We start from the raw sequence: 4871 nt of genomic DNA, 5'->3' as shown, positions 1-4871 counted from the left end.
ATCAGGACACCAGGTAGGCAGTCAGCCGGTCGGCGAGCGGGCCCGGGCGGCTCAGCGCTACCGCGTGGCCGCCGTCGATCTCGTCCGGCACCACGCCGAGCCGGTCGGCGGCCACCCGGCGCTGGAAGTCGGCGGGAAAGAACCGGTCGTCGCGGCCGATGAGCACCCTCGTCGGCACGGCCGGCCAGGCGGCGAGCGGCCACGGCTCGTCCCACTCCGCGCTGACCTGCTCCCGGCCGTGCGCGGGCGCCTCGGCGACGATCCCGGCCGGCACGCCGTTGTAGAACTGCTGTTCCTCGCTGAGCCCGTCCGGCTCGCGGTAGCCGGTGTTGCCCCACCAGTCCCCCGGCTTCTCGCCGGGCCGCGGAATCATCGGGGTGAGCAGGACCAGGAGGCGCACCGGCAACCGGTCGGCGACCAGCGGTGCGGTGAACGCGCCGTACGAGTGCCCGACCACTACGAGGTCGTCCCGGTTGCCGACGGCGTCGATCACCGCCTGGCGGAAGTCGGTGAACCCCGCCGACCTGTCTCCGATCGGCAGCTCCGGCACCACCGCGTCGTGACCCCGGGCGGCCAGCTCGGGAACCAGCAGGTGCCAGTCCCACGCGCTGCCCCCGCCGCCGTGGATGAGCACGAACGTCGTCATGCCCGGACCCTCCCACACCGGTACGACAAGCCGTGATTGTCAGTGCGGATACGCCCGGGGCACGCGGGCGGCCCGCAGCTCGTCGCGGAACGCCTCGATGCGGGTGATGACCTGGCGCCGCCCGATCGTGTTCTCGATCCGGTCGAGGTAGAGACAGCGGGCGGCGAGCCGGGGCAGGTCGACCGAGAAGTAGATCGCCATCAGGGGGTTGACGAACAGGTCGCCGTCGCCGGTGCGCCGACTGAACCGTACGTCTCCGAACGCGCCGCCGGTGGCGGCGGCGATCTGCCCCTGGACGATGCTCGGCCGGTGCGGGGTCGCGGCCTGGGCCTGCGCGACCGCCTCTCGGTAGAGCACCGCCTCACGGCTGGAGCCGGGAATGGACAGCGCGCCGAGGTAGCCGCCCTCCCGGTCGAGGGCGGCCAGGTTCTCCAGCACCTCGACGTGGTTGACGCCGTCGTGCGCGTTGATGCCGAAACCGAGGCTGCTCACCAACCGGATCGGCACGTCCAGCCCGGCCACGGCGGCCAGGCTGGTGATGTCCTCCACCGGGGTGCCCAGGCCGCTCTCGTCGCCGCGCAACAGGATGTCGGTGCCGCCGTCGACGAGCACGATCGCGTCGACGTCGAGCCGGTCGACCAGGTGCCGGTACGCCTCGCGCAGCGTCTGCACGCCCAGCGGCGGGAAGGCGTACACGGTCGACGGCAGGTCCCGGCCCGCCAGCCAGCGGGCCAGGTGCCCCTCCGGGAAGTACCAGTCGGGGCTGAGGGTGTCCGGCCGGATCGCCGCGACGTGCTCGTCCACCCACACCTGCCGGTCGAGCAGTTCCAGCTCCGAGAAGGAGAGGCTGGCCAGGTGCACCCGCTTGCCGGCCTGCCACAGGGCTAGGGCCAGCGGCAGGCCGGCGTAGACGTCGAAGCCGCCACCGGCGCCGGCGATCAGGACGTCGCGCGCCGGAGCCAGTGCGGCGAACAACGGCGGAACGGCCAACGTGTACGCGGCGGTGTCGGTCACCAGATGATGATCTCCGCTCGCGCGCGGGCTCGCTGCCCCGTGGCCGGCCGGTCGAGGGCCGGGACCCGCTCGTTCAGGCCGGGCGGCCGAACGTGACCGCCTCCCGGACCAGCTCCGGCGCGTTCTCCACCAGTTGCGCGTCCGGCCGCGCGCCGAGCGCGTCGTTCACTGTGGAGAAGGCGAGCCGGAAAGCGATCAGCGTGGTGGCCTCGAAGATCTCCCGGTCGTTCAGGCCGGCGTCGCGCAGGCGTTGGGTGTCGGCCTCGGTGGTGGCGTTCGGGTCCGTCACGACCCGGCGGGACCAGTCGGCCAGCGCCGTCTCCCGCTCGGACAGGGCCGCCTCGTCGCCGCGCAGCACCGCGGCGGCGGTCTCCTCGTCGCTCATCCCGGCCAGCCGGACGCCCCAGGCCAGCGAGCAGTACGAGTCGCCCCGCCCGGCTGCGGTGGCGGCGACCAGCACCGCCACCTCACGCGCCGACAGCGTGGACGCGGACAGCAGTTCGGCGCGCGTGTTCTGGAACGACATCAGCACGTCGGGTCGCCAGCACCAGACGCGGGTGAGGTTGTTGACGTAGCCGTCGGAGGAGAGGTCCTCCTCGTACGCGGCTTTCGCCGCCGGGCTCTGCGGCGGTTCGGGGAGGAAGGCGGCGCTCATGCGGGCAGTCTGCGCCACCCGGGCGCCCCCCACTGGCTGATCAACGACAGTACGATCCGCTGATGATCCGGGCGGTCTTCTTCGACGTGGGCGGGACGATCCTCGACGAGACGCGCGAGTTCGCGACGTGGGCGGACTGGCTGGGCGTACCCCGGCACACGTTCTCCGCGGTCTTCGGCGCGGTGATCGCCCGAGGGCTGGACTACCAGGAGGTGTTCCGGGCGTTCCGGCCGGACTTCGACCTCACCGCCGAACTCGCCCGCCGGGTCGCGGCCGGTGACCCGGAGTCGTTCGGCGAGGAGGATCTGTACCCGGACGCGCGGGCGTGCCTGACCGCCCTGAAGGACCAGGGTCTGCGCGTCGGCCTGGCCGGCAACCAGCCGGAGCACGCCGAGGCGACGCTGCGGACGCTGGACCTGCCGGTGGACGTGATCGGCACGTCGGCGGCCTGGGGCGTGTCGAAGCCCGCGCCGGAGTTCTTCGACCGGGTGGTCCGCGAGAGCGGCGGCGACGCGGCGGCGATCCTGTACGTCGGTGACCGGCCGGACAACGACGCCGCGCCCGCGATGGCCGCCGGCATGTCGGCGTGCCTGATCCGGCGCGGGCCGTGGGGGCACATCCTCGACATGCCGGACGTGGCCGACCGGTGCCTGTTCCGCATCGACTCGCTGCACGAGCTGCCGGACCTGGTGGCGCGGCACAATGCGGCGGGCGGCTAGGCCGGGGCGTCACCGGTCACGGAGACCCGCGTCCGATGGTGGCGCGGCGACTCGATCTCGTCGACCACCGCCACCGCCAGATCGGCGTACGACAGGGGCGCCGACGCCGGGGCGCGCTCGCCGCCGAGGCGGTACCGGCCGGTGCGGGTGCCGGCCACGTCCAGCGCGGCGGGTGGGGTGAGCACCAGCCAGTCGACTGTGGTGTCCGCCGCGCGGAGCCGGTCCAGGCCGGCGGCGTGGCTGAGCGCGAACGGCCGCAGCTCGGCGGGCAGCACGGCCGGGTCGTCGTAGAGGGGCCGGCCGTGCGCGTCGATCAGGGTGGCGAACAGGCCGATCGCCACGAGCCGGGGCACGTCCGCGCGGGCCAGGCCGTGCAGCAGCGCGTCGGCTGCCCGGACGAAGAAGTCCGGATCGAGGCCGGCGGCGGCGAGCGCGTCCGGCCCGGACGCCGGGCTGACCGCGTGGACGACGGCGTCGTGCCCGTACCCGATGGAGGTGACCGTCTCCGGGTCGGTGACGTCGCCGCGTACCGCGGAGGTGAGGTCGGGATGGCGGGCGGGGTCGCGGACGACGGCGGTGACGCGGTGGCCGCGGCGGTGGGCCTCGGCGGTGACGGCGCGGCCGGCCCGGCCGCCCGCGCCGAAGACGGCGATGCTGGTCATGGCGCGACGGTAGGACGCGGGGTGCCGGTTACCGCAACGGTACCGGGTTACGCTCGGGCGGTGACGCCGCTCGATCCGGACATGTTCCACCCCGCCTGTCCGTCGCGGATGATGCCGTTGCAGATCGGCGACAAGTGGACCGCGATGGTGGTGCTGTGCCTGGAGCACGGGCCGCGCCGGTTCACCGAGTTGCGGGCGCCGCTGCGCACGATCACGCCGAAGGTGCTGGCCGAGACGTTGCGGGCGATGGAACGCGACGGGCTGGTCACGCGGACCGCCTACGACGAGAACCCGCCGCGCGTGGAGTACGCGCTGACGCCGCTGGGGCGAAGCCTGCTGACGCTGGTCGCGGCCGCCCGGTCGTGGAGCGAGGCGCACCTGGACGAGTTGCTGGCGGCCCGCCGGTCGCACGATTCGCGGACGTCGTGACGGCGCCGGCCGGCACCGGGCGTGGCGGGCTGCGGAGGTTCGTTGCGAACGTGATGACGAACGTGCTCGCGAACCTCATCGCGGCGGCGATCATCTACGTGCTCGCCGCGGCCGCCGGGCTGCTCCCCCGCGACCCGGCGCTGATCCTCGCGGCGTTGTTACTCGTCGGCCTCGCCGCTGCCATGATCCTGATCTTCCTGATCAGTACGGACGCCTTCGCCGACAAGGAGGACATCCTCGGCGGGTGGATGGCGATCTCCCTCGGTGCGCCGATCCTGACCGCGGCCGTGGCGTACGCGTTCCGTGAGGGCGATCCGGCGGCGGGGGTCGCGGGCGGGCTGATGGGCGCGGGGCTCACCGGCGCAGGCGTGGCTTTGCTGGTGGCCGGACGGCGGCTGCGGCGGGCGGCCGATCCGTCGCCCGACGGCGAGCAGCAGGCGGCTGAGCCGCACGCCCGGCCTTAACGTCGTACCCGTGGCATAGCCTTCCGGCCATGGGAACCGCCGAGCTGATCGTGCCCGACGCGGAGGCGCTGCGCGCGTGGTTGTCCGCCCACCACGACACGTCGCCCGGCGTCTGGCTCGCCCTGACCCGCAAGGGCGGCACGCTCACCACACTGACCTGGCAGCAGGCGGTCGACGAGGCGTTGTGCTTCGGCTGGATCGACGGGCAGGCCCGCAAGCGTGACCACGAGAGCTCCTGGATCCGGTTCACCCCGCGCCGGGCCCGCAGCTCCTGGTCGCAGC

General features: G+C 73.6%; 8 protein-coding genes. 4 read left to right on the top strand and 4 right to left on the bottom strand.

Translation table 11 applies throughout. The annotated features are described in order from the left end of the window. Position 1: 1 nt before the first annotated feature. The 3 genes from KBX39_RS23155 to KBX39_RS23145 form a co-directional block, all read right to left on the bottom strand. Entirely contained in the window at positions 2 to 646 is a 645-nt protein-coding gene (locus KBX39_RS23155) for an alpha/beta fold hydrolase (RefSeq protein WP_104114212.1), read from the bottom strand. Between the two features lie 39 nt (positions 647 to 685). Further along, positions 686 to 1660: a DUF1152 domain-containing protein gene (locus KBX39_RS23150; protein ID WP_210872483.1), complete on the bottom strand. Its 975-nt coding sequence runs from the start codon at positions 1658 to 1660 to the stop codon at positions 686 to 688. A 73-nt stretch (positions 1661 to 1733) separates the two neighbouring features. Beyond that, positions 1734 to 2315 (bottom strand): carboxymuconolactone decarboxylase family protein, encoded by a 582-nt coding sequence (locus tag KBX39_RS23145; RefSeq protein WP_247660480.1) that lies wholly within the window; start codon positions 2313 to 2315, stop codon positions 1734 to 1736. Positions 2316 to 2377: 62 nt separating this feature from the next. Between KBX39_RS23145 and KBX39_RS23140 the strand changes: the two genes are divergently transcribed. Then, entirely contained in the window at positions 2378 to 3034 is a 657-nt protein-coding gene (locus tag KBX39_RS23140; protein WP_064446208.1) for an HAD family hydrolase, read from the top strand. Here the strand turns inward: KBX39_RS23140 and KBX39_RS23135 are convergent. Beyond that, a complete protein-coding gene (locus KBX39_RS23135) occupies positions 3031 to 3696 on the bottom strand; it encodes an NAD(P)-dependent oxidoreductase (RefSeq protein ID WP_043324673.1) in 666 nt (221 codons plus the stop codon). The two genes, KBX39_RS23140 and KBX39_RS23135, sit on opposite strands and share 4 nt — an antisense overlap. 60 nt (positions 3697 to 3756) lie before the next feature. Between KBX39_RS23135 and KBX39_RS23130 the strand changes: the two genes are divergently transcribed. The 3 genes from KBX39_RS23130 to KBX39_RS23120 form a co-directional block, all read left to right on the top strand. Then, complete coding sequence (locus KBX39_RS23130) at positions 3757 to 4125, top strand: helix-turn-helix domain-containing protein (RefSeq protein ID WP_223201100.1); 369 nt, start codon at positions 3757 to 3759, stop codon at positions 4123 to 4125. A gap of 53 nt (positions 4126 to 4178) precedes the next feature. Further along, complete coding sequence (locus tag KBX39_RS23125; RefSeq protein ID WP_210872480.1) at positions 4179 to 4589, top strand: diguanylate cyclase; 411 nt, start codon at positions 4179 to 4181, stop codon at positions 4587 to 4589. A 29-nt stretch (positions 4590 to 4618) separates the two neighbouring features. Then, the coding region (locus KBX39_RS23120) for a YdeI family protein (RefSeq protein ID WP_369010120.1) at positions 4619 to 4871 on the top strand (253 nt) is incomplete at its 3' end.

Origin of the sequence: Micromonospora sp. D75 (genome assembly GCF_018070405.1) — a bacterium.
Taxonomy (GTDB): Bacteria; Actinomycetota; Actinomycetes; order Mycobacteriales; family Micromonosporaceae; genus Micromonospora; species Micromonospora chalcea.
The sequence above is the reverse complement of the archived record's forward strand: the minus strand, read 5'-3'. Positions and strand labels throughout refer to the sequence as shown.

What these genes read in the sequence shown, in the direction of transcription:
- KBX39_RS23155 (WP_104114212.1), bottom strand. Translation starts at nt 646, where the DNA reads ATGACGACGTTCGTGCTCATCCACGGCGGCGGGGGCAGCGCGTGGGAC.
- KBX39_RS23145 (WP_247660480.1), bottom strand. Translation starts at nt 2,315, where the DNA reads ATGAGCGCCGCCTTCCTCCCCGAACCGCCGCAGAGCCCGGCGGCGAAA.
- KBX39_RS23140 (WP_064446208.1), top strand. Translation starts at nt 2,378, where the DNA reads ATGATCCGGGCGGTCTTCTTCGACGTGGGCGGGACGATCCTCGACGAG.
- KBX39_RS23135 (WP_043324673.1), bottom strand. Translation starts at nt 3,696, where the DNA reads ATGACCAGCATCGCCGTCTTCGGCGCGGGCGGCCGGGCCGGCCGCGCC.
- KBX39_RS23125 (WP_210872480.1), top strand. Translation starts at nt 4,179, where the DNA reads ATGACGAACGTGCTCGCGAACCTCATCGCGGCGGCGATCATCTACGTG.